21 protein-coding genes are annotated in these 25,809 nt (G+C 65.5%); 11 read left to right on the forward strand and 10 right to left on the reverse strand.

The window, feature by feature from the left end; translation table 11 throughout:
* Nucleotides 1-24: 24 nt before the first annotated feature.
* Genes HWE04_RS03275 through maiA form a run of 4 tightly spaced genes read left to right on the forward strand, consistent with a single transcriptional unit; the run spans nt 25 to nt 4,729 of the window.
* Nucleotides 25-1,368 (forward strand): MFS transporter, encoded by a 1,344-nt coding sequence (locus HWE04_RS03275; RefSeq protein WP_241811477.1) that lies wholly within the window; start codon nt 25-27, stop codon nt 1,366-1,368.
* On the forward strand, nt 1,365-2,702 hold the full coding sequence (gene hmgA, locus HWE04_RS03280; RefSeq protein WP_077236586.1) for a homogentisate 1,2-dioxygenase: 1,338 nt from the start codon (nt 1,365-1,367) through the stop codon (nt 2,700-2,702). The genes HWE04_RS03275 and hmgA overlap by 4 nt, the downstream gene beginning before the upstream one ends.
* Nucleotides 2,699-4,045, forward strand: a complete 1,347-nt coding sequence (fahA, locus tag HWE04_RS03285; protein ID WP_241811478.1) for a fumarylacetoacetase — start codon at nt 2,699-2,701, stop codon at nt 4,043-4,045. The genes hmgA and fahA overlap by 4 nt, the downstream gene beginning before the upstream one ends.
* A 36-nt stretch (nt 4,046-4,081) precedes the next feature.
* The gene (gene maiA, locus HWE04_RS03290) at nt 4,082-4,729 is read left to right on the forward strand and encodes a maleylacetoacetate isomerase (protein ID WP_241811479.1); all 648 of its coding nucleotides are present in this window, start codon (nt 4,082-4,084) and stop codon (nt 4,727-4,729) included.
* A 12-nt stretch (nt 4,730-4,741) separates the two neighbouring features.
* Here the strand turns inward: maiA and HWE04_RS03295 are convergent, their stop codons facing one another.
* The 9 genes from HWE04_RS03295 to HWE04_RS03335 all read right to left on the reverse strand — a co-directional run bounded on the left by HWE04_RS03295 (nt 4,742) and on the right by HWE04_RS03335 (nt 15,697).
* Nucleotides 4,742-5,191 (reverse strand): MaoC family dehydratase, encoded by a 450-nt coding sequence (locus tag HWE04_RS03295; RefSeq protein ID WP_006463802.1) that lies wholly within the window; start codon nt 5,189-5,191, stop codon nt 4,742-4,744.
* 155 nt (nt 5,192-5,346) lie between these two features.
* The gene (fliD, locus tag HWE04_RS03300) at nt 5,347-7,374 is read right to left on the reverse strand and encodes a flagellar filament capping protein FliD (protein WP_241811480.1); all 2,028 of its coding nucleotides are present in this window, start codon (nt 7,372-7,374) and stop codon (nt 5,347-5,349) included.
* Between the two features lie 316 nt (nt 7,375-7,690).
* The gene (locus tag HWE04_RS03305) at nt 7,691-8,185 is read right to left on the reverse strand and encodes an Lrp/AsnC family transcriptional regulator (protein WP_081626852.1); all 495 of its coding nucleotides are present in this window, start codon (nt 8,183-8,185) and stop codon (nt 7,691-7,693) included.
* A 133-nt stretch (nt 8,186-8,318) separates the two neighbouring features.
* Entirely contained in the window at nt 8,319-9,695 is a 1,377-nt protein-coding gene (locus HWE04_RS03310; protein ID WP_241811481.1) for an aspartate aminotransferase family protein, read from the reverse strand.
* Between the two features lie 191 nt (nt 9,696-9,886).
* Entirely contained in the window at nt 9,887-10,789 is a 903-nt protein-coding gene (locus HWE04_RS03315; protein WP_241811482.1) for a GNAT family N-acetyltransferase, read from the reverse strand.
* Between the two features lie 73 nt (nt 10,790-10,862).
* Nucleotides 10,863-12,344: an NAD-dependent succinate-semialdehyde dehydrogenase gene (locus HWE04_RS03320; protein ID WP_241811483.1), complete on the reverse strand. Its 1,482-nt coding sequence runs from the start codon at nt 12,342-12,344 to the stop codon at nt 10,863-10,865.
* A gap of 41 nt (nt 12,345-12,385) precedes the next feature.
* Nucleotides 12,386-13,678, reverse strand: coding sequence for an NAD(P)/FAD-dependent oxidoreductase (locus HWE04_RS03325; RefSeq protein WP_241811484.1), 1,293 nt, complete (start codon nt 13,676-13,678; stop codon nt 12,386-12,388).
* 185 nt (nt 13,679-13,863) lie between these two features.
* The gene (locus tag HWE04_RS03330; RefSeq protein ID WP_077236578.1) at nt 13,864-14,790 is read right to left on the reverse strand and encodes a 2-hydroxyacid dehydrogenase; all 927 of its coding nucleotides are present in this window, start codon (nt 14,788-14,790) and stop codon (nt 13,864-13,866) included.
* Between the two features lie 19 nt (nt 14,791-14,809).
* Nucleotides 14,810-15,697 (reverse strand): GNAT family N-acetyltransferase, encoded by an 888-nt coding sequence (locus tag HWE04_RS03335; RefSeq protein WP_077236577.1) that lies wholly within the window; start codon nt 15,695-15,697, stop codon nt 14,810-14,812.
* 567 nt (nt 15,698-16,264) lie between these two features.
* Between HWE04_RS03335 and HWE04_RS03340 the strand changes: the two genes are divergently transcribed.
* The 7 genes from HWE04_RS03340 to HWE04_RS03370 all read left to right on the forward strand — a co-directional run bounded on the left by HWE04_RS03340 (nt 16,265) and on the right by HWE04_RS03370 (nt 24,771).
* On the forward strand, nt 16,265-16,933 hold the full coding sequence (locus tag HWE04_RS03340; protein WP_006463793.1) for a haloacid dehalogenase type II: 669 nt from the start codon (nt 16,265-16,267) through the stop codon (nt 16,931-16,933).
* A 216-nt stretch (nt 16,934-17,149) separates the two neighbouring features.
* A complete protein-coding gene (locus HWE04_RS03345; protein WP_241811485.1) occupies nt 17,150-18,781 on the forward strand; it encodes an ABC transporter substrate-binding protein in 1,632 nt (543 codons plus the stop codon).
* A 101-nt stretch (nt 18,782-18,882) separates the two neighbouring features.
* Nucleotides 18,883-19,839 (forward strand): ABC transporter permease, encoded by a 957-nt coding sequence (locus HWE04_RS03350; RefSeq protein WP_077236575.1) that lies wholly within the window; start codon nt 18,883-18,885, stop codon nt 19,837-19,839.
* On the forward strand, nt 19,836-20,717 hold the full coding sequence (locus HWE04_RS03355; protein WP_006463790.1) for an ABC transporter permease: 882 nt from the start codon (nt 19,836-19,838) through the stop codon (nt 20,715-20,717). The genes HWE04_RS03350 and HWE04_RS03355 overlap by 4 nt, the downstream gene beginning before the upstream one ends.
* Nucleotides 20,718-20,721: 4 nt before the next feature.
* Nucleotides 20,722-22,644, forward strand: coding sequence for an ABC transporter ATP-binding protein (locus HWE04_RS03360; protein ID WP_241811486.1), 1,923 nt, complete (start codon nt 20,722-20,724; stop codon nt 22,642-22,644).
* Nucleotides 22,645-22,703: 59 nt separating this feature from the next.
* Nucleotides 22,704-23,444: a cupin domain-containing protein gene (locus HWE04_RS03365; RefSeq protein ID WP_241811487.1), complete on the forward strand. Its 741-nt coding sequence runs from the start codon at nt 22,704-22,706 to the stop codon at nt 23,442-23,444.
* A gap of 1 nt (nt 23,445) precedes the next feature.
* On the forward strand, nt 23,446-24,771 hold the full coding sequence (locus HWE04_RS03370) for an NAD(P)/FAD-dependent oxidoreductase (protein WP_241811488.1): 1,326 nt from the start codon (nt 23,446-23,448) through the stop codon (nt 24,769-24,771).
* 21 nt (nt 24,772-24,792) lie between these two features.
* Here the strand turns inward: HWE04_RS03370 and HWE04_RS03375 are convergent, their stop codons facing one another.
* A complete protein-coding gene (locus HWE04_RS03375) occupies nt 24,793-25,737 on the reverse strand; it encodes a LysR substrate-binding domain-containing protein (protein WP_241811489.1) in 945 nt (314 codons plus the stop codon).
* Nucleotides 25,738-25,809: the final 72 nt, after the last annotated feature.

Raw genomic sequence — 25,809 nt, forward strand, 5'->3', positions numbered from 1 at the left:
TAAAGACAGACGAGGAGTCAAGACATGAGTATCCACGCGAGTGGCGCTCTCCCCACGGTCCATGTGGACCAGGTGGTGGAGCAGGGCCGTTTCGGCACTTTCCAGTTCGGCCTGCTGCTGTTGTGCGGCCTGTGCCTGATCATCGATGGTTTCGACGTCCAGGCCATGGGCTATGTGGCTCCGGCCATCATCGCCGACTGGGGCGTAAGCAAGGCCAGCCTGGGGCCGGTGTTCGGTGCCGGCCTGTTCGGCATGCTGCTGGGTTCGCTGGTGCTGACGCCGGTCGGCGACCGCTATGGCCGCCGCCCGGTACTGATTGTCTCCACTCTCTTTTTCGCGGCCTGCATGCTGGCCACGCCGCTCGTGACCACGCTGGACCAGTTGCTGGTGGTGCGCTTCATCACCGGTTTCGGCCTGGGTAGCATCATGCCCAATGCCATGGCGCTGGTGGGGGAATTCAGTCCATCCTCGTCCCGGGTCACGCGCATGATGCTGGTCTCCTGTGGCTTCACCGTGGGCGCTGCCGCTGGCGGCTTCGTCAGCGCCGCATTGATTCCGGCGCACGGCTGGCATGCGGTGTTCTGGGTCGGCGGCGCGGTGCCGCTGGTGCTGGGCCTGGTCATGCTGGTCTGGCTGCCGGAATCGATCCAGTTCCTGGTACTGCATCGCCGTCCGCAGGCGCAGGTAGCACGCTGGCTGCGCAAGCTCGATCCATCCATCGTCATCGATGAGCGCACCGAGGTGGTGGTCAAGGAAGCCAAGGCCGAGGGCATGCCGGTGGCGGCGCTGTTCCGTGATGGTCGCGCCGGCGTGACCGTGTTGCTGTGGCTGATCAGCTTCATGAACCTGATCAACCTCTATTTCCTCTCCAACTGGCTGCCCACACTAATCCATGACGCCGGCTATTCCACCAGCATGGCCGTACTGATCGGCACCTCGCTACAGGTGGGCGGCGTGATCGGCACCCTGACCCTGGGGCGCTTCATCAATCGCTATGGATTTACCCGGGTGCTGGGTGTCTGCTTCCTGCTGGCCTGCGTCTCGATTGCCATGATCGGCAAGGTGGCGGCCCTGCCGGCACTGCTGTTCGTGGCGGTGATCGTGGCTGGCTTCTGCATCGTCGGCGGCCAGCCGGCGGTCAATGCCCTGGCCGGGACCTACTATCCGACCACCTTGCGTTCCACCGGCATCGGCTGGGCGCTCGGTATCGGTCGCATCGGCTCGGTGGTGGGCCCGGTGATCGGCGGCCAGCTGATCGCCCTGCAATGGAGCAATGGTTCGCTCTTCATCGCCGCCGCCGTGCCGGCCCTGATTTCGGCGCTGACCATTGCGCGCCTGCATCGTACTTCCCGAGGAGTTTCCGCATGACTACCGTCACCGATTCCGCCGTCAGTCACCACGTCCATACCCGTGGCTACCAGTCCGGCTTCGGCAATGAGTTCGAGACCGAGGCCTTGCCCGGCGCCTTGCCGGCGCACCGCAATTCGCCGCAGAAGGTGGCCTATGGTCTCTATGCCGAACAGATTTCAGGTACCGCCTTCACCGCCCCCCGTGGTCACAATCGCCGCTCCTGGCTGTACCGTATCCGCCCGGCGGCGGTACATGAACCCTTTGCCCCAATGGAGCGCGGCCTGCTGGTAAGCCACTTCGATGACGTGGCAGCGCCGCCGAACCAGTTGCGCTGGGACCCGCAGCCCATGCCCACCGTCCCCACCGATTTCATCGAGGGGCTGGTCACGATGGCCGGCAACGGCTCGCCGCAGGCCCAGAACGGTTGCGCCATCCACCTGTACGCGGCCAATTGCTCGATGACCGACCGCTTCTTCTATTCGGCCGATGGTGAGCTGCTGATCGTGCCGCAACAGGGCCGCCTGCAGTTGCGTACCGAACTGGGCGTGATCGACATCGAGCCGCAGGAAATCGCCGTCATCCCGCGTGGCCTGCGCTTCCAGGTGCGGCTGCCGGACGGCGAGGCACGCGGTTACGTCTGCGAGAACTTTGGCGCATTGCTGCGCCTGCCGGATCTGGGGCCGCTGGGGTCCAACGGGCTGGCCAATCCGCGTGATTTCGCAACGCCCCATGCCTGGTACGAAGATCGCGAGGGGGATTTCCAGTTGATCGCCAAGTTCGGCGGCAACCTGTGGCAGGCGAAGATCGGCCATTCGCCGCTGGACGTGGTGGCCTGGCACGGCAACTACGCGCCCTACAAGTACGACCTGCGCCACTTCAACACCATCGGCTCGATCAGCTACGACCATCCCGATCCCTCGATCTTCCTGGTGCTGCAGTCGCAGAGCGATACCCCGGGCGTGGATACCATCGACTTCGTGATCTTCCCGCCGCGCTGGCTGGCCGCCGAGAATACCTTCCGCCCGCCCTGGTTCCACCGCAACGTGGCCAGCGAATACATGGGCCTGATCACCGGCCAGTACGACGCCAAGGAAGGCGGCGGCTTTGTCCCCGGCGGCGGCAGCCTGCATAATTGCATGAGCGGCCACGGACCGGACGCGGCCACCTTCGAGAAGGCCAGCCGCATCGATACCAGCCAGCCGAACAAGGTCGATCACACCATGGCCTTCATGTTCGAGACCCGCAACATCCTTTGCCCCACCCGCCATGCCCTGGCGTCGCCGACCCTGCAGCGCGACTACCAGGATTGCTGGCTGGGGATCCAGAAGAACTTCAACCCGGAGCGCGCATGAGCCTGCCTAGCCTGAAACTGAACGAAACCCACGACACCGAGCTGCGCAGCTGGGTCGAGAGCGCCAATACCGACGGCTGCCCATTCCCGATCCAGAACCTGCCTTATGGTGTGTTCCGTCGCGCCGCAAGTGAAGAAAGCTTCCGTGCAGGCGTGGCCATCGGTGACCAGATCCTGGACCTGCCGGCGGCGCAGGCGGCCGGTGCCTTCTCCGGCTTTGACGAAGCCACGCGCCAGGCCGCCCACGCGGCCTGCAGCGGTAGCACGCTCAATGCCCTGATGGCCTTGACCCCGACAGCCTGGTCGGCGTTGCGCCTGGCGCTGTCGCGCCTGCTGCGCAGCGGTTCGCCGCACCAGACCGAACTGGCGGGCTGCCTGGTGCCGCAGGCCCAGGCCCGCTACGACGTGCCGGCCGCCATCGGCGACTACACCGACTTCTATACCTCCATCCACCACGCCACCTCGGTGGGCAAGCTCTTCCGTCCGGACAACCCGCTGTTGCCCAACTACAAGTGGGTGCCGATCGGCTACCACGGTCGTGCTTCGTCGATTGCGGTCTCGGGCCAGCAATTCCGCCGCCCGGTCGGCCAGACCAAGGCGCCGGATGCTGAAACGCCCAGCTTCGGACCCTGCAAGCGCCTGGACTACGAACTGGAAATGGGCATCTTCATCGGCGGTGGCAATGCCCTGGGCGAACCGGTGCCGATGAGCCAGGCCGAAGACAAGGTGTTCGGCCTGTGCCTCCTCAATGACTGGTCGGCACGCGACGTGCAGGCCTGGGAATACCAGCCGCTCGGCCCCTTCCTGTCGAAGAGCTTCGCCTCCACCATCTCGCCCTGGATTGTCACGCTGGAAGCACTGGCCCCGTATCGTTGCGCCTGGACCCGTCCGGCCGACGATCCGCAGCCGCTGCCCTACCTGGATGCCCCCACCCTGCGCGAGAGCGGCGCCTTCGACCTGCAGCTGGAAGTGCTGATCCAGACCGCCGCCATGCGTGAGGCCGGCACCGCCCCGCAGCGCCTGTCGCTGTCCAACTACCGCGACGCCTACTGGACCGTGGCGCAACTGGTGGCGCACCACACGGTCAACGGCTGCAACCTGCGGCCCGGCGATTTCCTGGGTACCGGCACCTTGTCCGGTGCGCAGGCTGACGAAGCCGGCTCGCTGCTGGAACTGAGCGCCGGCGGCAAGGCGCCCATCACCTTGGCCAACGGTGAACGTCGCGTGTTCCTGGAAGATGGCGACACCATCATCCTGCGTGCTGCCGCCCGTCGCGACGGCTTGCCCACGATCGGGTTCGGCGAAGCCGCCGGCACCGTGCTCCCGGCGCGCAGCCTGGCCTGATGCGCCTGGTTTCCAAGGAAGGATGAAAGGAAGAGGATGACTACCCTGTACAGCTATTTCCGCAGCTCGGCCTCCTACCGCGTGCGCATTGCCCTCAATCTCAAGGGCGTGACCTACGAGACGGCGGCGGTGCACCTGCTCAACCAGGGTGGCGAGCAGTTGCTGCCGGCCTTCACGCAACTGAACCCGCATGCGCTGGTGCCGGTGCTGGCCGACCAGGGGCAACTGCTGAGGCAGTCGATGGCGATCCTGGAGTATCTGGAAGAGCGCTATCCCACGCCCTCGCTGCTGCCCGGCGATGCCTTCACGCGTGCCCGCATCCGCGAGCTGTCGCTGGCCATCGCCTGTGAAATCCATCCCCTGAACAACCTGCGCGTGCTGCGTTACCTCAAGCACCAGCTCAACGTCGATGAAACCCAGAAGAACGCCTGGATCCAGCACTGGATCAAGTTAGGCTTTGCCGCGCTGGAGCAGCAACTGGCCGCCGACACCACGCGCGGCCACTTCTGCGTGGGCGATGCGCCGACCATGGCCGATTGCTTCCTGGTGCCGCAGATATTCAATGCGCGCCGCTTCGAGGTCGACATGGCACCCTATCCGACGCTATGCGCCATCGAGGCTGCCTGCAATGTCTTGCCGGCCTTCGAACAGGCGCATCCGGCACGCCAGCCGGACGCCGCCTGAACTGGGCCAGGCTTAGCTGCGGCGCGGCACCAGCAGGTTGCCGGTCATGATCAGCACGGCTTCGTCGTGCTGGTTGTAGGTGGTCACGCGATGGTTGAGAAAACCCTGCAGGGGGCGCGATTGCGAGGTCTTGATACCCAGCACTTCGGCCTCCAGCCGCAGCACGTCGCCGGGGCGGGTGGGCCGTGGCCAGCGGAATTCGTCGAAGCCGGCGCCGATGATGCCGCCCTGGATGTGGAGCGTATCGACCAGCAGGCGCATGGTCAGCGCGGCGGTATGCCAGCCGCTGGCCGCCAGTCCACGAAAGAAGGTCTGCTGGGCGGCAGCGTCATCCAGGTGGAAGGGCTGGGGATCGAACTGGGTGGCGAACTGCTTGATGGCCTCGGCATCCACGGTCAACGTGGCGGGTGAACGGAAAACCTGGCCGGGCTGGAAATCTTCCAAATACTTGGGGGTATCCACGATGTCTCCTGATCGTTGTTATCGCTGTGATGTCCCGGTCTTCAGGAAACCGGAAAGGCCCCCAGTATAGCGACTTCCGCAAAAACCACAGGCCGCAGCGGAGGGCGCGCTGCGGCCTGTGGTGTTGTTACCGGCGATCGACCCGAGCTTCGGGCTCAGGACGACTTCGACAGCTTGGTCAACTGCTGGGTCAGATAGCTTTGCCTTGCCTGCATCGTCGCCAGCGTGACGTTCAGACGATTGAACTGGTTGGTGTAGTTATCCTTCAGGTCCTGCAGGCGCGAATTGGCCGCCGTCTGCTGGTCCGTGACGATCTTCAGGCTGGCCTGCAGGCCCTTGGTCTTGGTGGCCAGCGTGCCACCTTCCTTCAGGATGCCATCCATCACCGTCTGCAGCTTGGTGACCACGCCGCCCGTGGCGGTGAAGAGCTTGCTGATGCCCTCGAAGTCCTTGTTGGCAGCCGTGGTCAGCTTGGTCGAATCCAGCGCCAGCGTGCCGTCCTTCTGGAAGGAGATGCCGACCTGCGACAGGTTCATCCCCCCGCCTTCCCCCAGCGCCCCCAGCATGGTGCTGCGGATCTGCGCCATCATGTTCAGCACCGACGATTCCGAGGCCAGCGGCGAGCCGGTATTGGCCTCGCCCTTGGTGGTGGACGGGGTTTGCTTGGTCAGGTTGGTCACCGCCTTGGCCAGCGTGTTGTAGGCGTTGACGAAGGTATTGGCGGCGGTGGTCAGGCCGCTGGTGTCATTGGAAATGGCCAGTGTGAAATTGTCGGTGGCATTGGTAACCTTGCTCAGGTTCAGCGTCACCCCCGAGATCACGTTGGTGACCTTGTTGCTGGTGCTGGTCACGACCACGCCGTCGATGGTCATCCGCGCATCCTGCGCCTTGGCCAGCTGGCCCATGCTGCTGCCGGTGAGGCCGGCGTAATCATTGCTGCCGGTCAGCTTGACCGCGTCGCTGCCGGTCGGGGTGAGCACCAGCTGCTCCTTGCCGCCGCTGGTGGTGATGCTGGCTGTCACGCCGGTGTTGGCGTCGTTGATGGCCTTCATCACGTCATTGAGACGGATGTCGCCACTGGCGTCCAGATCGGTCGGGGTGATGTTGAAAGACTTGTTGCCCACCTGCAGTGCCAGCGCGCCAGTGGTGAAGGTCTGGCCAGCCGTCACGCCCGGGGTGGTGACGGTGCCGCTGGGATCGAAGGCGAACGGCGCAAACGAGCCGGTACCGCTGACCCGCAGGGTGTTGGCCGCGCCGCTATCCTTGGCGGTCAGCACCAGGTGGTCATTGGTGCCATCGCTGACGATGGAGGCGCTCACGCCCGCTTCGCTGGCGTTGATGGCATCACGCACACCGGCCAGGGTATTGGTCTTGGGCTGGATCAGCACGGTCGAGCCGTTGCCGGTCTTGATGGCCAGCACGCCATTGTCGAAGGTGCTGCCCGGGGCGATGCCGGCCGAGCTGACCTTGACCGCTTGCGCCAGCTGGTTCACCGCCAGGCTGTACGAGCCCGACGCCGCCTTGGCCGCGTCGCGCGGCGCCTGCACCTGGGTCACGCTGCCCGGCGTGCTGGAGGCCGGATCGTAGCTCAGCCCCGAGAGGGTGTTGTTGGCGGTGATCTTGATGGTATTGGCGGTGCCGCCGGTATTGGATTCCAGCACCAGGTGGTCGCCGCTGCCGTCGGTGGTGATCGACGCCGTAACCCCGGCCTTGGAGGCATTGATCGCATCGCGCACGCCGGCCAGCGTGGCATTGGCCTTGAGCGTGATGAAGGTGGGCTGGTTGCTGCCCACCTTGATGGCGACCGAATCGCCGGCATTGAAGGTGGTGCCGGTGGCATAGCCGCCCGACTTCAGCTTCTGCGCCAGTACCTTGGTCGATTCATCGGTGTTGGTCTCGGCCGTGAGCGGATCGGTGGTGAGGCCCGTGCCGGTACCGGCGTTGGTCAGGGTGGTCTTCTGGGCGCTGAAGGTGGCCGAGGTCATCCCCTTGAGGGCGCTCTGATAGGTCGACAGCGCGTTCTTCAGCGTCCCGTAGGCCGAAATGAGCGTGTTGAAGCCGGTTTCCTTGTTTTTCAGCGGCGTGAGCCGCGACTTGCTTTCAACCGAAATGAGCTGGTTGACCAAGGTCGCCACATCGAGCGGACCGGCCGACGTGGAGATGGACCCGGTGGAAGTTGCCATGTTGACCCCTGAACAATATCGAATTCTTCTTGTAATCTGGAAACACTGACAAATCGTCAGCGTTCGCCACATTAACGGCAGCTCTTTACAAAAGTAAAGGTCAGTTTGCTGACCAAAACTGGAATTTGTTCGGGATTTTTGTGGAGATTTGATGGAGATGCGGCCCGCGCAGCTAAACAGGGCGGGCAGCGGACGGGGGAGGGCGGCGGGAAGACAGAAGGAAGGCTGCAGAGGGCGGCAAGGAGCGGAAAGGAGCGGAAAGGAGCGGCACGGAGCCTCCGGCCCATGCCCCATCCCCCCCTGGCTTCAGTCCGGATCAGGTCTGGATGAACTTTTCCAGCGGGTAGTGATGCTTGATGAAGGGTGACTTGATGACGATGTAGCTGAAATACTTTTCAATGCGCAGGTTCTGCTCCAGCAGCGACTCGATCACGCTCTGGTAATGCACCACGCTGCGGGTCATGAACTTGAGCAGGTAGTCGTAACCCCCGCTGACCAGGTGGCATTCGATGATCTCGTCGACATTGCGGATATAGGACTCGAACTTGGCGAAGTCTTCGCGGCGGTGGTCCGACAGCGTCACCTCGGTGAACACGATCTGCACGTCGGCCAGTTTTTCCAGGCGGATGTAGGCGCCGTAGCCGCTGATGTAGCCGGCTTTTTCCAGGCGCTTGACGCGGATCAGGCAGGGGCTGGGGGACAGGCCGACGGCGTCGGCCAGGATCACATTGGTAATGCGGCTATTTTCCTGCAGGTGACACAAAATCCTCAGATCGATCCGGTCCAGTTTCAACGCGCCGTTAGTCATCATGTTGCCTCGGGTTATTCGACTCAACCGGCCTGCTGTCCCTGGGCGGGGAAGGCAGGCCGGATGTCAGGGCATTTTAACTCCTCCGGTCCCTGTTTTTGGCATGTGACCGGGAGCTTTACTCGCATTGGGCGGCTTATTTGAGCGCCTGGCGCACCTCGGGCTGGGCCAGCACTTCATCGAGGATGGCCTTCAGCCGCTGGAACATCAGTTCGAAATCGGCCGGTGTATAGCACAGCGCCGGCGCAAAGCCGAGGATGTTGTCGCCGAAGGCGCGGAACACCAGGCCCTGCTGGTAGGCCACCTTGAAGATGCGTTCATGCAGCTTCAGTTCGGGCGCGAAGCGCGCCTTGGTGTGCTTGTCGGCCACCAGCTCCAGAGCACCCAGCAGCCCCCGGCTGCGGGCATCCCCCACCAGCGGATGATCCAGCAGGGCGCGCAGGCCTGCTGTGAAATGGGGTTCGACCCGACGACCGTTTTCCAGCAGGCCACCTTCCTCGTACAGGCGCAGCACCTCCAGCGCCACCGCCGCACTGACCGGATGGGCCGAATAGGTCTGGCCGTGGCCGACCACGGTGCTCATGGGCGCGCCATCGGCAATGCCCTGGTAGACCCGGTCCGACATCATCACCGCGCCCATCGGCGCGTAGCCCGCGGTCAGGCCCTTGGCCATGGTCATCAGGTCCGGCTGCACGTCTTCGTCCAGGCAGGCAAACATGGGGCCGGTGCGGCCGAAGCCGGTGATCACCTCGTCCACCACGAACAGGATGCCCAGCTCGTTGCAAGCCAGCTGCATGGCCTTCAACCAGCCCTTGGGCGGCACCACCACACCGCCCGAACCCTGGATCGGTTCGCAGAAGAAGGCCGCCACCTGGTCCGCGCCCAGTTCGGCCACCTTGCTGCGCAGCGCCTGTACCGAGGCGGCGATGATAGCTGCGTCGTCGGCCAGTTCGCTGCGGTAGGGATAGGGCGAAGGCAGGTAGTGCTGGGTTGGCAGCGGCAGATCGAAGTTGAAGTGGAAATTGGGCAGCGCCGTCAGCCCCGCCCCCACCGAAGAGGAACCATGGTAGCCACGCTGCAGCGAGATGAAATGCTTCTTGGCCGGCTTGCCGATGGCGTTGTGGTAGTGCGTGATGTAGCGGACGGCGGCATCCACCGCGTCCGATCCGCCCAGGGTGAAGTAGACATGCCGGAGCGAGGCCGGGCTGATGTCCACCAGCTTCTTGGCCAGCAGGATGGCCGGTTCCGAGGCGAAGTGGAAGTAGCCCGTGGCATACGGCAGGCGCTGCATCTGCTCGGTGGCGGCGCGGATCACGCTCTCCTGGCCATAGCCGGTGTTGACGCACCACAGGCCCGAGAAGGCATCCAGCAGTTCCTTGTCCTGATGGTCGGTCAGGTAGGCGCCACGGCCGGACTTGAGGATGATGGGACCCAGCTCTTCGTGTTCGCGAAAGTTGGTCACGGGATGGATCAGGTGGCTGCGGTCGAGGGCAGCCAGGGTCGATGTTTGCATGAAGGAGGACTCGCTGACGATGGCGTTGAACAAGGTCGTGCCAGGCGGGCAACACAACCGGGATGCGTTCTATGCTATGCCTGCCCGGTCGCAGCGGATGCGCAAGATGCGGGGTCCAAAAAGCATCTTCATGGGTTTTGCGGGCGGCTTTGGCATTTTCTGCGGCGCGCCCCGTGCGACCGGCTGCGGCCTCAGCCCAGCGCCTGGTTGACGATGGAAAACAACTGCATGCCCGCATCGCGCGCCGGCGGCGTACCCTTGCACATGCGGGTGACATGGTCGACATTGGTCAGGCCCAGCGTGTCCAGCCAGGCCGGCAGACCGCTCGATTCGAACACGTCGATGCGGATGAAGGAATCCGAATAGGTATTGATCCAGTGCGCAATCAGGCCCTTGACCCGTTCGGCATCCGGCGCCACCACCGGCCCGATCACACGGCCATGGCCGAAGCGACGCACCAGCGCAAAGCCCAGCATCTCGCCATCGCGGTCCAGCGCCACGCCTTCCGACATCTCCAGCAGGGCCAGCAGCAGCTTGCTGCGTTCCATGCCGGTGGCGCGCGCATCCAGCGCCAGCAGCCGCTGCACATCGTTCTTGCCCATCGGCCGCACGCGCTCGCCGGGCGGCAGCGAGACCAGTACCGGCTGCGCCGACGAGCCCTGGAACTGGTGCAACACATCCTGCTGAATAAAGCCCAGTTGCCGATACAGCGGCATGCCCGCCGCGGTGGCATTGACCACCAGGCTGCGGCCATTGACCTGGCTGGCGGTGTGCTGCATCAGCCGCCGCCCCAGGCCGCGCCGCTGCAGCTCGGCCTGCACCAGCAGCATGCCGATGACCGCGTGCTGCTCGCCGTAGCAGGTGCACACTACCGAACCCACTACCGGCAGCGCGGCACCGTCGGCGGTGTGTTCCAGCAGATAGCCCTGGCCCATCTGCAACAGGAATTTCCAGTCCTCCAGCCGGTGTGGCCACTTGAAGCGCAGCGACAGCCGGTGGCAGTTGCCCAGGTCATCGGCGGCGATGGCACGCAGGCGCAGGTCGGGCAAGGCTTCCTGGCCGCTGCTCGGGACGGGGGTGGTCGGCGCTGGCATGGGGGCTCCTGGTCGGTTCGTTGAAGGTAACGTAGTACAGAGATTTCAGGGCTGCAATTTCACAGCGGCGATCTCACAGCTGGCCCTGGCACACGTACTTGGTGTGCAGATAATCATCCAGCCCGTGCACCGAGCCTTCACGACCATAACCGGATTCCTTGACGCCACCGAAGGGGGCCGCCTCGGCCGCCAGCGCGCCCTCGTTGACACCGACGATGCCGCTCTCCAGTGCATCGGTGACACGATGGATGCGCCGTACATCGGTCGAATAGAAATACGCGGCCAGCCCGAAGGGCGTGCCATTGGCCGCGGCGATCACTTCTTCCTCGCTGGTGAAGCGCGTCACCGGTGCCACCGGGCCGAAGGTCTCTTCGCAGCTGCATTGCATGGCATCGGTCACGTTGGCCAGCACGGTGGGCGCGTAGTAGTTGTCGCTTTCGTAGCCGGGCCCCTGCAGGCGCTGGCCGCCGGTGATCACGTGGGCACCGCGGGCGACGGCATCGCGCACGTGCTGGTCGATCTTGGCGATGGCACGGGCATTGATCATCGGGCCGATCTGCGAGGCCGGATCGCTGGCCGGGCCGACCTTCAGCGCCGCCACCCGGGCGCCCAGCCTGGCCACGAAGGCGTCATAGACCTGCTCTTGTACGTAGATGCGGTTGGGGCTCACGCAGGTCTGGCCGCCATTGCGGAACTTGGCCGCCATCACGCCGTCGATGGCGGCATCCAGATCGGCATCGTCGAAGACGATGAAGGGCGCATTGCCGCCCAGTTCTAGGGAGAGCTTCTTGAGGGTATCGGCCGAATGACGCGCCAGGTGCTTGCCCACGGCGGTGGAGCCGGTAAAGCTGATCTTGCGTACCCGGCTGTCGGCCAGCCACACGTCGACCACTTCCGGCGTGCGCTCGCGCGAGGCCGTGACGATGTTGATCACCCCGGCCGGCACGCCCGCTTCCTGCGCCAGGCGCACCAGTGCCAGCGAGGTCAGCGGTGTATCCTCGGCCGGCTTGCACACCACGGTGCAACCGGCGGCCAGGGCCGGCGCGATCTTGCGGGCGATCATCGCGGCCGGGAAATTCCAGGGCGTGATGGTGGCGACCACGCCCACCGGTTCCTTCAGCGCCAGCATGCGGCGGCCGGTGACCGGGGCCGGGATGATGTCGCCATTGGCGCGGGTGGCTTCTTCGCCGAACCATTCCACATAGCTGGCCGCATAGGCCACTTCACCGCGCCCCTCGGCCAGCGGCTTGCCCTGCTCGCGCGAGATCAGGCGACCCAGGTCTTCCTGGTGCGCCAGCAGCAAGTCGTTCCAGCGCTTGAGGATGGCGGCGCGCTGCTTGGCCGGCGTGGCACGCCAGGCCGGGAATGCAGCAGCAGCGGCATCCACCGCGGCGCGGGCATCGGCGGCATTGCCGTCGGGGACGCTGGCAAACACCTTGCCGGTGGCCGGATCACTGACCGCAAGTTCGCGACCGTCAGCCGCTGCGCGCCATTCGGCGCCGATCAGGTGGGCACCGGGCAGCAGGTCCTGGCGGTGCAGTTCGAGTGTAGTCATGGCAGGCATTCAGTCAAAGTGAAGAGGATTCGAAAGGGCATTCACGCCAGCTTATCCTTGAGCCGGTAGTACATGCCCACCACCGGCAGGAACCAGGGCGGCCCGAAATGACCGGGGATGGCCGGCCACTCGCGGTCACGCCAGGGATTGGCCAGCACATCGCCGGCCATCACCTGCGCCATGCACTGGCCCATGTGCACCGACATCTGCGTGCCGTGGCCGCTGTAGCCCATGGAATAGAACAGGCCATCGCGTTCGCCCGCCTGCGGCAGGCGGTCGCGGGTCATGTCGACCAGCCCGCCCCAGCAATAGTCCAGGCGCACCGGTCCGAGCTGCGGGAAGGTCTGCTGCAGGCCCTGGCGCAGGATTTCGCCACTGGCGGCATCGGACTGCGGGCTGGAAATCGCAAAGCGTGCCCGTCCGCCGAAGACCAGGCGGGTATCGGGCGTCATGCGGAAGTAGTGGTGGATATTGGCCACCGTGGTGTAGGTGCGCTGTTGGCTCAGCAGGCTGGCCGCGCGTTCGGCCCCCAGCGGCTCGGTCACCACGATGAAGCTGCCTACCGGCACGATGCGCCGGCGCAGCCAGCCGAAGCTGCGGTAGGCGCCGTGACGGCTGGCACCGGTGGCCAGCAGGACCTGGCGCGCCAGTATGCTGCCGCGGGGCGTATGGACCCGATGTCCGTAGCTCTCGCCGATGCGTTCCAGCCGTCGTACCTCGGTGCCGGTGTGGATGGCCGCGCCGTGGCGTTCGGCCGCCAGCGCCAGGCCATAGGCGAAGCGGCCCATGTGCATCTGGGCGCTGCGCTTGTAGAGCATGCCGCCATGGAAGCGCTCGCTCTGCACCTCGGCACGTACGCGGGCGGCGTCCAGGATCTCGATGTCGCGGTCCACGCCGTCGGCGTAGAGGCGCTCGGCGCTGCGTCGCAGGGCCTCCATCTGTTGCGGCCGGGTGGCCATCTTGAGCTTGCCGTGGCGCAGGAAGTCGCAGGCGATGTCTTCCTCCTGTACCAGCCGTGCCACCGTATCGACCGCATCGTCATAGGCGTGGTACCAGGCGCGGGCGCGTTCGATCCCGACCCGGGCGGCAACCTCCGCGTAATCCATCGCCAGGCCGTTGTTGACGTGACCGCCATTGCGGCCCGAGGCTTCGGCCGCCACGTGCGCGCCGGCTTCCAGCACGACTACCGAGGCGCCACGCCTGGCCAGCGCCAATGCCGCCGACAGGCCGGTAAAGCCGCCACCGACGATGGCCACGTCGACCTGGGCTGGCAGTTCTCGCGAGGGGGAGATATACAGCGGGGCAGAATCGGTCCAGTAGGATTCCAGCTTCATGGTCGGGATGTCGGGCAGTTGGATAGGGGCAGGGCGGCGCGTCTGCTGACGCAGCACGCCATGTCATCAAGGATAGGGCGTGCCGGCAAGCGATGTGGCGCGAACTGCAGCGCGCCGGCGGCATGGCATGCCGTTCTGGCGTGGGCAATCGGCATTTTGTTCGCCATGCGGCATCGCCTCCCGACTCAGTAACCGCGCTGGCGGTCGATCAGACCCAGCAGCGGCAGGCCGGCACGATGACGGCGCAGGTTTTCCAGCACCGCTTCCACGGCACCGTCGGGCTGGGTCATGCTGGCGATGTGGGGCGTGAGCACGATGTCGGGATGCGACCAGAACGGGTGGCCCGGCGGCAAGGGTTCGACCTCGCACACATCCAGTACCGCCGCACTGAGCTGGCCATCAGCCAGGGCGGCCAGCAGGTCGTCCTCGACCAGGTGGCCGCCACGGCCGACATTGACCAGCGCCGCCCCGCGCGGCAGTTGCTCAAACAGTGCGCGACACAGGATGCCGCGCGTATCGTCGGTCAGCGGTACCAGGCATACCAGCACATCGGTGCGTGCAAGGAAATCCCGCAGGCCCGCGCTGCCGCTATAGCAATCGATGCCCTCCAGCTGGTGCGCCGAACGGCTCCAGCCGGCGCAGGGGAAACCCAGTCCATGCAACTGCTGCAGCACCGCCTGGCCCAGCATGCCCAGGCCCAGCACCCCGACCCGGCAGGCCGTGGCCGGCCGTACACGATGCGCCCGCCACACCTGTTCGCGCTGCTGGCGGGCATAGAGGCGGCTGTCGCGATGCAGGCCCAGCACCGCGTGGGTCACGTATTGCACCATGCCGGCGGCAATCCCGGGTTCGGTCATGCGCACCACCGGTAGCCCAGGCGGCAGGGTGGACATGTCGAACTGGTCGATGCCGGCACCGACCGAAAACAGGATTTCCAGGTTGGGGAAGCGCCGTGCGATATCGTCCGGCGGCGTCCAGGCCGCCAGGTAGCGCACGCTGGCGTCATCGCCCTGGTGTGGCCAGATCTGGAAGGGCTGCTCCGGTGCCTTTTGCGCAAACAGCTCGGCCCATTCGGCGCCCCGCACGGGGTCGGCTTTGTAGAGAAAGGTCATGGTGAGTCGCGCCGGCCGTTCAGCCCAGCGCCTGGTTGATCATGGAATAGGTGCGCCAGGTCGGATCCGCCTTGGGCGGCGTGCCCCGGCACATGCTGACCACGTCGTCCACGCAGGTCAGGCCGATCTCCTGCAGCCAGGGTTTGAGGCCGGTACGGCCCGGCACGTCGATGCGCAGGTAGGCGCCCGGGTAGGCGTTGACCCAATAGGCGATCAGCGCCTTGGCGTCTTCCACGTTGCTGGCGATGACCGGCCCGATCACGCGGCCGCGGCCGAATTCGCGCTGGAAGGCCACCCCCGCCACCTGTCCCTGCCGCTCCAGCACGACCACCTCGGCCAGCTTCAACAAGGCCTGCAGCAGGGCGCTGCGGTCGATGCCGCTGGCCTGGCGATCCAGTGCCAGCAGGGCCGGCACTTCATCCGGGCGCAGCGGGCGGATGTGCGTGCCCGCCGGCAGCGTGGCAGGCGCGCTGGCCGTGGTGCTCTGGTGCTGGCTGAGGGTATCGGTGACCACGAAACCCAGTTTTTCATACAGCGGGCGTCCGGCCTCGGTGGCATTGAGGATGACGTTGCGGGAGCCGGCATCGGCCAGCAGGCGCTGCATCATGGCGCGCCCCAGGCCGCGTCCCTGCAGGGCATCAGCGATGATCACCAGACCCAGCGACGCATAGTCATCGTCCAGCCGGCACAGCATGCCGCTGCCGGCCACATTGAGGGTGCCATCAGGCTGTTCCTGTTCGACCGCCCAGCTGCTGCTGACCTGATGGTGGAACTGCCAGTCCGCCAGGCGGTGCGGCCAGTGCAGATGGAGGCTCATGGCATGGCAGGCCGGCAGATCCGTGGCGCGCATGGGGCGCAGCGTGGTGCGGTCGGCCTGGGTGGTGTCGAGCGTGCTTTCAGTGTGCATGAAGCTTGTCCTTATCAATACGTGTCGATCCATGTGATCGCGTTCTATATGAGTGCTGCCTGCGGAGCTGCCGGGCAGTCGGCACACCTCAGCGATGATGCGCCATCGGCAGCATGCGGCGGAGGGTTTCCGTGCCGCGAATTCGCAATCTTATGGCGATCTGCACCCCTATCTCGGCACAAAATTGGGCGGCATCGGCATTAGCATGGTGCTGCCCCGCATGCCTCACTGCTAAATGATTTACGCATGTGTGGTGCAAGCGATTGCCCGGGCAGGGGTCATCTGCGCCAACACCCTGCCTGCCTCCGGATCGCCAGCCTGCCGGCGGAAACCGCACCAGTTTGGTGAAAATGCCCCAAAGCAGCGCGCCCGGCTCGCATTGCTGCACTGCTCGGCAAGCTATGCTGATTGGGCCGTCGAAAACACATATTTCTGTTTCGCGGCCCCGTCAAAAAGGAATAAACCGCAAGTGTCGCCATGTTGTAATCCTTCTCATGCATTGAACCTCAGGCAAGAGAATTCGCCGCATCCCTTTGCAGGATCATTTTTTTGACAGGACGATTTTCCATGAGCACTTTCAAGCCCAAATTCATCACCTTCGACTGCTACGGCACGCTGACCCGTTTCCAGATGTCGGAAACCGCGCAGAAGATCTACGCCGACCGTGTATCGGCCGAGGACATGCCTTTCTTCCTGCGCCAGTTCGCCGCTTATCGCCTCGATGAAGTGCTGGATCAGTGGAAGCCCTACGAACAGGTCTGCAAGAACGCCATCACCCGTACCTGCGCGCGCTGGGGCATCAAGACCACCGACGAGGAGACCGGCGCCTTCTACAAGGCCGTGCCGACCTGGGGCCCGCATGCCGACGTGCCGGCCGGCCTGTCCAAGGTGGCCAAGGAGTTCCCGCTGGTGATCTTCTCCAACGCCGACGACAGCCAGATCATGCATAACGTCGAACAACTGGGTGCGCCCTTCCACAAGGTCTTCACCGCCCAGCAGGCGCAAGCCTACAAGCCGCGCCTGAGCGCCTTCGAATACATGCTCGACAACCTCAACTGCAATCCGGAAGACGTGCTGCACGTTTCTTCCAGCCTGCGCTACGACCTCATGCCGGCGTCCGACATGGGGATCAAGAACAAGGTCTTCGTCAATCGCGGCCATGAGCCCTCGACGCCGTACTACGGCTATACCGAGATCAAGGACATCTCCGGCCTGCCGGGCGTGCTCGGGCTGTAAGCCGGGCAGGAGCAGGAAGGGAGCCGCCCACGCACAGCCCGTGCGCAGGCACTCCCGGTAACAGCAGTGTTCCGGTCGTCGCCGGCCTGGCATCAGGCTTGCGATCCATGCGACCGGCCCCATCAGGTGGCACGCCCTGTGCGGAGGGATCTGCGACAGCAGACGCCAGGGCAGGCCGGTGGTCTTCGTGGTTGAACTTTTATCGTGAGGCTTTTCATGAGCAAGCAGGAAAACGGACGACTCCCCGCAGAGGGCTCCATCATCACCGACCTATCGCTGGAAAATGCGCAGGGCGGTTTCACCCGCCGCGACATGATGCGCACCCTGCTGGCCGGTAGTCTCATGACGGTGGGCGGCAGCGGCCTGCTCACGGCCAGCGGCAGCGCAATGGCGCAGGCAGCACAGACCGGCAAGCGCGGTGGCAAGATGCGCATCGCCACCCAGACCAGTTCCACCGCCGACACCCTGGACCCGGCCAAGACCGCGCACTCCACCGACTACACCCGGGCGCACATGTTCTACAACGGTCTGACCAAGCTGGACGGCAAGCTGGCGCCGCAGATGGTGCTGGCCGAGGAAATGCTCACCAACGACGCCATCACCTGGACTGTCAAGCTGAAGAAGGGCGTGACCTTCCACGACGGCAAGCCCCTCACCCCGGCCGACGTGGTGTTCTCGCTCATGCGCCACAAGGACCCGGCCACCGCCTCCAAGGTCAAGGTGCTGGCCGACCAGATTGAATCGGTCAAGGCCACCGGCCCCAATGAAGTGCAGATCAAGCTCACCAGCGCCAATGCCGACCTGCCGGTGATCCTGGCGACCGCGCAGTTCCTGATCGTGCGCGACGGCACCACCAACTTCAGCAGCGCCAACGGCACCGGTGCCTTCAAGCTCAAGGAATTTACCCCCGGCGTGCGCACCATCGGCGTACGCAACGAAAACTACTGGAAGAGCGGCCTGCCCTACCTGGACGAGGTCGAACTGTTCGGCATCCCCGACGAGGCGGCCCGCGTCAATGCGCTGCTCTCCGGCGACGTGCACTGGATCAACGACGTCAACTCCCGCTCCACCGGCCGCGTCAAGGGTACCGCCGGCTATACCGTCATGGAAACCAAGTCGGGTCAGTACACCGACCTGATCATGCGCCAGGACGTGGCACCCGGCAGCAGCATGGATTTCACCCTGGGCATGAAGTATCTGCTGGACCGCGAACAGATCAAGATGGCCGCCTTCCGCGGTTACGCCGTCACCGCCAACGACCAGCCGATCGACCCCACCAACCGCTTCTATTTCGCCGGCCTGCCGCAGCGCGCCTTCGATCCCGACAAGGCCAAGTTCCACCTGGAGAAGGCCGGTGTCATGGGCAGCACCATTCCGGTCGTGGCCTCGGTGGCCGCCACCGGCTCGGTGGACATGGCCGTGCTGATGCAGCAGAGCGCTGCCAAGATCGGTCTGAAGCTTGATGTCAAGCGGGTCCCCGCTGATGGCTACTGGTCCAACCAGTGGATGAAGGTGCCGGTCGGCTTCGGCAACATCAATCCGCGCCCCAGCGCCGACATCCTGCTGACCCAGTTCTTCAAGTCCGATGCCCAGTGGAACGAATCAGGCTGGAAGAATGCCCAGTTCGACCAGCTGGTGGTGGCCGCACGCGGCGAGACCGACTTCACCAAGCGCAAGTCCATGTATGCCGATCTGCAGACCATGATCCACGAGAAGTGCGGCATCGGTATCCCGGTCTTCATCATCAACCTGGAAGGCATGAGCACCAAGGTCAAGGGCATCGATCCGGTGCCGCTGGGTGCCTTCATGAACTACACCTGTGCCGAGTACGTCTGGCTGGATGCGTGAGAACGGGAAAGTCTCGCGCCTGACGCAATGAAGGCAGTGCAAGTCGCATGGGACCGGTCGGCACAGTCGGCCGGTCCCGGCACTGGTTACCGAGGATAGCTATGAATGGAATGGTCCTGCGTCTGATCGTGCGCCGCCTGCTGCAGGCGGTGCTGACGCTGTTGCTGGTGTCGGCCGGCGTGTTCTTCATCACCAACCTGTTGCCGGGCGATGCCGCCCAGACCGCGCTGGGTCAGGCTGCCACGCCCGAGACGGTGGCCGCGCTGCGCCTGCAGTACGGCCTGGATCTGCCAGCCCCGCTGCGTTATGCCCACTGGCTGGGCAACCTGGTCTCGGGCAATCCGGGCATGTCGCTGGTCAACAACGTGCCGGTGGCGCAGATGATAGGCGGGCGCCTGCCGGCCTCGCTGATGCTGGCCGCCGTCACCGCCCTGGTATCGGTGCCGCTGGCGCTGTTCCTGGGCATCTTCTCGGCCATGTACCGGGGCTCCTTCTTCGACCGCGCCGTCAACGTCAGCGCGGTGTCGATGGTCTCGGTGCCGGAGTTCCTGGTCGCCACCGTGGCCGTGATGATCTTCGCCGTCAAGCTGCGCTGGCTGTCGGCGCTGTCGCATGCGGGCGAGGCCGCCACCCTGGGGGCCTTCATCAAGGCCTATGCCATGCCGGTGCTGACCCTGTGCTGCGTGATCGTGGCCCAGATGACGCGCATGACCCGCGCCGCCGTGATCGACCAGCTGCGTTCTTCCTATGCCGAGATGGCCTTGTTGAAAGGCGTCAAGCGTACCCGCATCGTGCTGCGCCATGCGCTGCCCAACGCCATCGGCCCGATCGCCAACGCGGTCGCGCTGAGCCTGTCCTACCTGCTGGGCGGGGTCATCATCGTCGAAAGCATCTTCAACTATCCCGGCATCGCCACCCTGATGATCGATGCCGTGACCACCCGTGACATGCCGCTGGTGCAGGCCTGCTCGATGATCTTCTGTGCCGGCTACCTGCTGCTGGTACTGGCGGCCGATGTGCTGGCCATTGTTTCCAATCCAAGGTTGAAGACCCGATGAAAGCCCTCCACGATTCCACCGGCGGGGAAGCTGCCGCCGCGCCTGTGCCCGCTTCTGCGCCCGTGAAGCGCGTGCGCCGTCACTCGACCATGGCCTGGATCGGCATGGCCATCGTCGGCTTCTGGGTGCTCATGGCCATCCTCGGCCCCAGCATCTCGCCCTATGACGCCACGGCCATCGTCGATACCGACGTGTTTTCCGGCATGAGCCACAAGTTCCTGCTGGGCAGCGACTACCTGGGGCGTGACATGTTGAGCCGCATCCTCTTCGGCACCCGCGCCACTATCGGCCTGGCGCTGGCGGCGACCGTACTGGCCAGCGCCACCGGCACGGCCGTGGCGCTGTTTGCGGCCTTCTCCGGTGGCTGGCGCGATGCCGTCATCAGCCGCGCCCTGGATGCCCTGATCTCGATCCCCAGCAAGATGTTCGCGCTGATGATGGTGGCCACCTTCGGCTCTTCCATGCTGCTGCTGGTAGTCACGGCGGCCATCACCTACATGCCCGGCGCCTACCGCATCGCCCGTTCGCTGGCGGTCAATGTGCAGGCCATGGAATACGTACAGGCTGCGCGTGCCCGTGGCGAGGGCGTGTGGTACATCATGACCACCGAAATGCTGCCCAACATGATCCGCCCGGTGCTGGCCGACTTCGGTCTGCGCTTCGTCTACGTGGTGCTGCTGCTGTCGGGCCTGAGCTTCCTCTCGCTGGGCGTGCAGCCGCCGGATGCCGACTGGGGCTCGCTGGTGCGGGAAAACATTTCCGGCCTGGGCGAGGGCGCCCTGGCGGTGATCATGCCGGCGCTGGCCATTGCCTCGCTCACCATCGGCGTGAACCTGCTGATCGACAACCTGCGCGGCAAGCGCGCTGCCAAGGAGTAAGCCTGTGAAGCAGTTCGATACTTTCCTCGGCAAGAAGGGCAGCACGCCCGCCTCCCCGACCGGTCAGCCCCTGGTCGACGTGCAGGGCCTGCGGGTCACCGCCCGCAAGGACGATGGCAGCTCGGTGGAAATCGTCAAGAACGTCGATTTCACCGTGGCGCCTGGCGAAGTGCTGGCGCTGATCGGTGAGTCCGGCTCCGGCAAGACCACCATCGCCCTCTCGCTGCTGGGCTATGCCCGTAGCGGCTGTCAGATCGCCGGTGGCCGGATCCGCATCGGCCAGCGCCAGATCGACCAGATGGATGAAAAGGCGCTGCTGGCCATGCGTGGCCATCATGTGGCCTATATCGCCCAGAGTGCGGCGGCGGCCTTCAACCCGGCGCGTACCTTGATGGATCAGGTCATCGAAAGTGCCCTGCAACATGGCGTGATGGACAAGGCCAGCGCCCGCGCCAAGGCGGTCGAGCTGTTCCGCGCGCTGGCATTGCCGAAACCCGAGAGCATCGGCGACCGTTATCCGCACCAGGTCTCCGGGGGCCAGCTGCAGCGCGTGATGGCGGCCATGGCCCTGATCACCGACCCGGAACTGGTGATCCTGGACGAACCCACCACGGCCCTGGACGTGACCACCCAGATCGAGGTGCTGCGCGCCTTCAAGAAGGTGGTCAAGGAACTTGGCACCACCGCCGTCTATGTCTCGCACGACCTGGCCGTGGTGGCGCAGATGGCCGACCGCATCATCGTGCTGCGCGATGGCGCCGTACGCGAAATGGGCAGCACCGGCCAGGTGCTGCATGAACCCGCCGACAGCTATACCCAGAGCCTGATCGCAGCCGTCTCCCCGGCCACGCGGGTGGCGCAGCTACGTGAAGTGCTGCCGGCCAGCATGCCGGCCGAGGTCAGGGCGCCGCTCTTGCGCATCAGCGGCCTGGTGGCCGGCTACGGCGCCCCGGACCGCCTGGGCCTGCCTGGCGTGCGCATCCTGGACGACATCAACCTCACCATCCAGCGCGGCAGCACGGTGGGCATCATCGGCGAATCCGGCTCCGGCAAGACCACCCTGGCACGCGCGGTGGCCGGCATGATCGCCCCGGCGCGCGGCAGCATCCAGCTCGATGGCCAGAACCTCTCGCCGACCCTGGAGGGGCGCACCCGCGAACAGTTCCGGCGGGTGCAGATCGTGTTCCAGAACGCCGACACCGCGCTCAACCCGGCCCACAGCATCGGCCGCATCCTGAACCGTCCGCTGGCCTTCTATCACGGCCTCAAGGGCGATGCCATGCGGCGTCGCACGGCCGAACTGCTGGACCTGGTCAAACTGCCCTCCAGCGTGATCGACCGTCTGCCGGCCGAACTCTCCGGCGGCCAGAAGCAGCGCGTGAACCTGGCCCGCGCCCTGGCCGCCAAGCCCGACCTGATCCTGTGCGACGAGGTGACCTCGGCCCTGGATACGGTGGTGGCTGCCGCCATCCTGGAATTGCTGGCCGAGCTGCGGCGCGAGCTGCAGGTGTCCTACATGTTCATCAGCCACGACATCAGCACGGTGCGCGCCATCTGTGACGACATCGTGGTGCTCTATGCCGGTCGCATGGTGGCCAACCGCCCGCGCGAGGCGATGATGGCGCCGCCTTACCACCCGTATTCGCACCTCCTGCTGTCGTCGGTCCCGGCCATGCAGCAGGGCTGGCTGGAACAGGTGGCCGGGGCCGGCCAGCACAAGCTGCCGCCCATCGGCGCGGCCGACCCGTCGCCTGAGATCTGTGCCTTCCTGCCGCGCTGTTCGCTGCGGGTGGATGGTGTCTGTAACGTGGTGCCGCCGCGTCGCCGCAACATGGAACATGGCGGCGAGATCCTGTGCCATCGCTCCGACGCCGACCTGCAGCAGGCGCAGGCGCCGCTGCTGCCGGTGGAAGGCGTGACGGTCTGATCCCGGCACCGGTATTCGAATTCAAGGCCAAGTCCATTGGCCATCCCATAGGAGAAGAAATGTCTGCAGCGTTGGTGTTGTACCGTGCCTCTGGCGCCCCCTTGTCCACCCCGTTCCGCCCGGCCGCGCTGGGTCAGGCCGACCCCTTTGCCGCTTCGCGTGAAATCGCCTGGCAGGGCAACGGCGGCATGAGCGCCGGACGGCTGCGCCTGGATGGCGCGTTGGCAATCGATATCGCCCGTTTCCCGCACCAGGAAACCCTGGTGGTGGTGCAGGGTGAACTGCATGTCGAGACCGAGGGCGCCGCGCCGCTGGTGCTCAAGCCCGACAGCGGTGTGGTGCTCACCACCGGTGCCGCGCTGCGGGTATCGGCCCCGGTGCCGACGCTGGTGGTGTTCTGCGCCGCCGATTGCCCGCAACCGGTGCAGCCGGGCGTGTTCCCGCTGGTGGCCGAGGCCGACTTCAAGCCCTCGGCCAATTCCCTGCCCAAGGAAATCCTGCTGGGGCCGGTCCCGCAATGCCGCAGCGACAACGTGGTCGATGAAACCTCCATCCACGCCAAGATCGGCACCTGGGATTCCACCCCTTACCACCGTATCGTGCGCGCCCATCCGGTCAATGAATTCATGCACATCCTCGATGGCGGGGTGCGCTTCGCCGAGCCCGATGGCGGCGTGGTGGCGGTGGAGCGGGGCGATGCCGTGTTCGTGCCGCAGGGTGCGTCCATCGGCTGGGAGAGCAGCGAGCGCGTGGCCAAGTTCTATGTGGTCCAGACCGTGCCGGCCGGGGAGGGAAAGTAAGATGTCGCCCCCACTCGTCCAAGTCCAGAGCCCGACCACGCCGCCTGCTGCGGCCGATGTGGTCATCATCGGTGGTGGCATCATCGGCATCTTCACCGCCTACTACCTGGCCAAGCGCGGCATCTCGGTGGCCGTGGTCGAAAAGGGGCGCATCGGTGCCGAGCAGTCCAGCCGCAACTGGGGCTGGTGCCGGCAGCAGAACCGCGATGCCCGCGAGCTGCCCATGGCGACCAAGAGTATCGACCTGTGGGAGCAGTTCGCCGCCGAGAGCGGCGAAGACACGGGTTTCACCCGCTGCGGCCTGCTCTACCTGTCCAACGATGACGAGGAAATCAATCGCTGGGCCACCTGGGGCAAGTTCGCCAAGAGCGCCGGCGTGACCACCTATATGCTCGACAGCAAACAGGCCGCCGAACGTGGGCACGCCACCCGACGTCCCTGGAAGGGCGGGGTGTTCTCGCCCACCGACGGCACTGCCGATCCGGGCAAGGCAGCACCGGCGGTGGCGCGCGCGGTGATGAAGCTGGGCGGCCACGTGATCCAGCAATGCGCGGCGCGTGGTATCGAAACCGAAGGTGGACGCGTCTCCGGCGTGATCACCGAAGCCGGCGTCATCAAGACCCGCACCGCCATCCTGGCCGGCGGCGCCTGGGCGTCATCGTTCTGCCACCAGCTGGGCATCCGTTTTCCGCAGGCCTCGGTGCGGCAGTCCATCATGAGTGTGGCGCCGACCAACGAGCCCTTGCCGGGCGCGCTGTACACCTCGGGTGTGGCGGTCACGCGGCGCAGCGACGGCTCTTATGCACTGGCCATCAGCGGTCGGGCGCGGGTCGATCCGACCTTGCAGTTCCTGCGCTTTTCGCCGCAATTCCTGCCGATGTTCGCCAAGCGCTGGCGCAATCTGTCGCCGGGTGGCCTGCAGGCCTGGCGCAGTGGTCACGAGAGCCTGTCGCGCTGGCGCCTGGATGCGCCCACGCCGATGGAACACATGCGCATCCTGGATGCGCCGGCCGATCCGGTGTCCATCCGTGCCACCCATCGCCGCGCCATCGAACTGCTGCCCGAGCTGGCAGAGGCCCGCGTCACCCATACCTGGGCCGGCTATGTGGATAGCACGCCCGACGGCGTGCCAGGCATCGGCGAATTGCCGCAGACCCCGGGGCTGATCCTGGCGGCCGGCTTCTCCGGCCACGGTTTCGGCATCGGACCGGGCGCCGGGCACCTGATCGCGGACCTGGCCAGTGGCGTTACGCCCATCGTCGATCCGCGCCCCTATCACCCGAATCGCTTCAACGATTCGTCCTGGGGCAAGGTGGCGGACTTCTGACGTGGCCTCCGGCGGCTCTTGTCAGCGACGCCAGGGAACCGGATCGAAGGCGCGCCGGGCCGCTTCCAGGAAGACCCGCTGGCGCGTGGTCAAGCCCTCGCGCCCGGGCAGCAGCGCCATGACGGGGGCCGGCTCCAGTTGCCAGCCGGGCAGGATGCGGGCAAGGCGGCCCTCGGCCACCAGATGGGCGCAATCCCATTCGGAACGCTCCACGAAGCCTTCGCCGTCGAGCGCCCAGTCGCGGGTGATGGTGCCGTCATTGGACGAGAGCATGCCCTTGAGCTTGACCGTCAGGGCCTTGCCGGTACGCCCTCCGGCACGGTCCACGGGAGTGAAGCGCAGGCGACTGACGTCGTCGTCGTTCTCGCGCAGGCAGACATAGGGATACTCGGCCAGTTCGGACGGATGTTTCAGGCGCTGCATGCGTCGTGCCAGCGTCGGTGCGGCGCACAGGAAGCGTTCGTTGGGCGCCAGAAAATGCCCGACCCACGAAGAGTCCTTGACCCGCCCGATGGAGATCACGGCATCGGCACCGGTGGCGGCCGACAGGGGACTCTCGGCCAGCAGCAGGGAAATCGCCAGCTGCGGGTGGCTGCGCTGCAGATCGCGCACCAGCGGTGCCACATGGCGGCGGCCGAAGCCGAACGGGGCCACCACCCGCAGCGATCCGCTGATCTGGGTCTCGCCAATGGACCCGCCGCGATCGGCCTCGCGCGAGATGCTGGCGGTGAGCGATTCGATGCGCTCCAGGATGTCCATGGACTCCTGCACCAGGCGCTGGCCTTCGTCGGTCAGGGCGATGCCTCGCGCAGCGCGGTGTGCCACGCGCACGCCGATGCGGTCCTCGATGCGCTGCAGGCGCACCGTGACGGCAGGCGGCGTCAGGTCCAGCAGGCGAGCGGCGGCGGCCAGCGAAGACGACGCGCCAAGGGCGCGCAGCAGTTGCATGTCATCGAGTTGCAGCATTAAAGACCTCTTAATGGTGAATTGAACGGATATTAAACATGGATGAGCGCCATCTGGCTACAGTCCATCCAG

The sequence above is a fragment of the Herbaspirillum sp. C7C2 genome, from assembly GCF_022627865.1.
Taxonomy (GTDB): Bacteria; Pseudomonadota; Gammaproteobacteria; order Burkholderiales; family Burkholderiaceae_D; genus Herbaspirillum; species Herbaspirillum frisingense.